The sequence below is a fragment of the Pauljensenia sp. 20925_1_34 genome, from assembly GCF_041432775.1.
Lineage (GTDB): Bacteria > Actinomycetota > Actinomycetes > Actinomycetales > Actinomycetaceae > Pauljensenia.
Genome location: NZ_JAPWAG010000052.1, coordinates 1 through 2790, shown reverse-complemented (window position 1 = coordinate 2790; position 2790 = coordinate 1). Strand labels below are relative to the sequence as shown.

Genomic DNA, 2790 nt, shown 5'->3' with positions numbered 1-2790 from the left:
GGCATCACGCTCGTCCCCGCGCAACACTGACCTCGGACACGCCCAAGCAGCGCCTCGAACTGGTGCGCAGGGTACAACGCGCGTTGTAACCACCCCAGAATCCCGCCATCGGTATCCCAGCCCAAGGCGCGTCGATCACCTCCACCGCCACACGCCCGTGCCCTCGAGAAATTGCCCCACACCCACCATCTGGTTGCGCGACTCGACATCGAGCGCGGAGCATTCTGGCTGCGAGCTGTACCCATCACGTGGAAGCCCTCCAGACCGGCTAGATGCTCACATCGATGACAACATTCAAGCGAAGCGGAGTAGCAACAGGTGGGGGGAGACACCGACCGAGATCCTTCACGCTCGCGAAGCAGGAAATCCGCTCATTATCAAGGACCTCGACCTCTACCCGCACCCCCCGACCAACACCCGCTCACCCACACTCAACTATGAAGAGCCACAATGGGTGGTTTGCGCTCCCCTGCAGGGGGTTTCTTGCGCATCCACCTGCGCGATGGCAGGCAAATGCCATGCTCGATCAGCGTCTTGTTGAGGTGGGCGTAGATCCACGTGTCAATCGCCTCGTGGCTGATCGTATGGCCCTGGGCGTGCGGAGAATTGTCCATAGGAGCCACTGTGCCACCTGCCTCCATGCTCAGGCGCCCGCTGATCTGGCGGGGCGTGCGCCCCTGAGACAAATCAGCAAGCACGCGGCGGCGAAGAACCTCGTCGCGGTCCAGGAGCCGCTTCTTGGGGCGGCGCCTGGCCACCTGCGCCGCTCTCCCGGCGTCCTGGGCCCGATACGCCCCATCAGGACCGCGGTGGCGGGCGATTTCAAGGCACACCACCGAGGGACTACGCCCAATCAAACGAGCGATACACACCTGGGACAAGCCAGCCTCCAACCCCACCATAATCGCCGCACGATCCTCAACACTCAACATCCGACGACAGCTCACAACCAGCCCCTCCAACAGCACTGCTACCACACAAATTGCCTACACCCTATGACACCGCCGCCACATCGTTGCTCGAAAAGGGTTGATAGTTTAGTCAATGTGCTTTAGTATAGCTACATTCAAACTGGTATAATCAATGAATGGAGTGCCATGTTTCCTATCAATGAGATCTATCATCTCGAGGATGAGCTGATTGTTGTAGCCATTGATGCGTATATGCATAAGTGTCACTTTCAAAAAGTGGGGAATGAGTATATTCAAACCGGTCCTTCGAACTCAACTGCTGCGGGTCCTGGGGCTATGCGATCAATCGTGGTTAGTGCTCCTGGTGAAAATGGGAATGGTGGGGGAACGTGCGTGCGTGTGAGTGATCATTCGACGACTCCTGAATCTATTACCAATACATATAAGCCAACTTTTGATACAATTAGGAGTAGGGTTCGGACCGCCCTCAAGCCTTTTCATAATATTCCAGAGCCTGATGAGATTAATTCTGCGTGTGAAGGGCTTCAGGGTATAGTCGTGCGCTTGAATGTGGCGGCAGAAGGGGAAGATGGAAAGGATCCTAGTGGAATGCGCCCCGCCCTTCATGCGGCTCGTACTGCTGCTCAGACTTTGTTCAATGGAGTCGCGTTTGATAATTTTAGAAAACAGGTCCCGGAGACGATCAATACGATTTTGGCGTACCGTGCATTAAGTGGTTGTCTGTTGGCTGCGCTTACGGCGGAGAAGCAGGTGATGGAAGATTCGCATGAGGCGGTCAAAAATAGTATTTCATCGGCCATTGAAGGTTGTAAGGCGCTAATGGCCAAGTCTGAGGCGGGTAACCTGGTTGTTACTCTAAAGATTATTTCAAACGTTATCTCAGTTGTGCAAACGATCCTGGGTGCAAAAGGTGCGACAAATTTGGCCCGTGGATTGACGCTTGCTGACTCTATTGCGGACGAATTATTATTTGTCCTTTCGGATAAGGTGATTGAGGGATCTATTAAGTCTTTCTTCGAAAATCCCTTTGCTAGTGTGGATGCTGTCATCTCTGAGCTCGAGTCGGCGGTGAAGCAAATTAATTCAGATGCTTATGAATTGGAGGAGGCGAATAGGCTTGCGTTATCTGACACCATTGCTGCAGTGACCAGTCGGAGTAATCGAGAGAAGTTCGCGATAGATCTTGAGCCGCTCATCTCTAGTGATCTTGATGGTGATCTTACGATTCAAAACGTGCCTCAGGCAAGAGATGTTGCTAACTCTCATCTACCTGACGTTGCAGACGCGTTACGTGGTATTGAGAAGGATTTGATGGCGCTCAATTTGACTGATCCGCTATATCGAACCGGTGAGTTCTCAATGAGTCCGAAAGGCCCTGCCAGTGATGTTTTTGAAATGCAGCTCCTAATTCGGGATCTTCTTCGCGATTTGAGTACAGAAGTTGATGATTGTGCGTTGAACCTCCTTGCGACAATTAATGCCTTTTTGATCAATGAAGGTAAACAGGTCGATTTAATTTCACGGTACAAGATTGATGCTTCCACAGTGAGGGCTGAGATGGATTCATCCGCTAATGACAAAATTGCCCGTGATCGAAATCCTTGGTTCCGTTACGACCTGTGACAATGAGTGCTAAGGGCCCGTTGGTTCATTTGGTTCGATGTCGTGATTGGTGTAAAGTGGCTAGTCGCGCTGCCCCTATGGCTCGGGTTGCCCAAGGTGATGTTTCGTGTTGTTTTCGTGTGATGGCTTCGCATTTAGTAGGGTTTGTATTTCAGTGTTGGTTACATCGGACCTGTGTGAAGCGGGTTGTTGTAGCTGGTAGTATGTGAATTGGTCAAAGTCTCCTCATGCTAAC

At 52.1% G+C, this 2790-nt stretch carries 2 protein-coding genes; one reads left to right on the top strand and one right to left on the bottom strand.

The genetic code is table 11. The features are described from left to right. Window positions 1-431: 431 nt before the first annotated feature. Window positions 432-947, bottom strand: a complete 516-nt coding sequence (locus O3669_RS10775; RefSeq protein WP_371524840.1) for a transposase — start codon at window positions 945-947, stop codon at window positions 432-434. 150 nt (window positions 948-1097) lie between these two features. Here O3669_RS10775 and O3669_RS10770 point away from each other — a divergent pair, with 150 nt between their 5' ends. Then, window positions 1098-2555 (top strand): hypothetical protein, encoded by a 1458-nt coding sequence (locus O3669_RS10770; protein WP_371524838.1) that lies wholly within the window; start codon window positions 1098-1100, stop codon window positions 2553-2555. The last annotated feature ends 235 nt before the right edge of the window (window positions 2556-2790 follow it).

What these genes read in the sequence shown, in the direction of transcription:
- O3669_RS10770 (WP_371524838.1), top strand. Translation starts at nt 1,098, where the DNA reads ATGTTTCCTATCAATGAGATCTATCATCTCGAGGATGAGCTGATTGTT.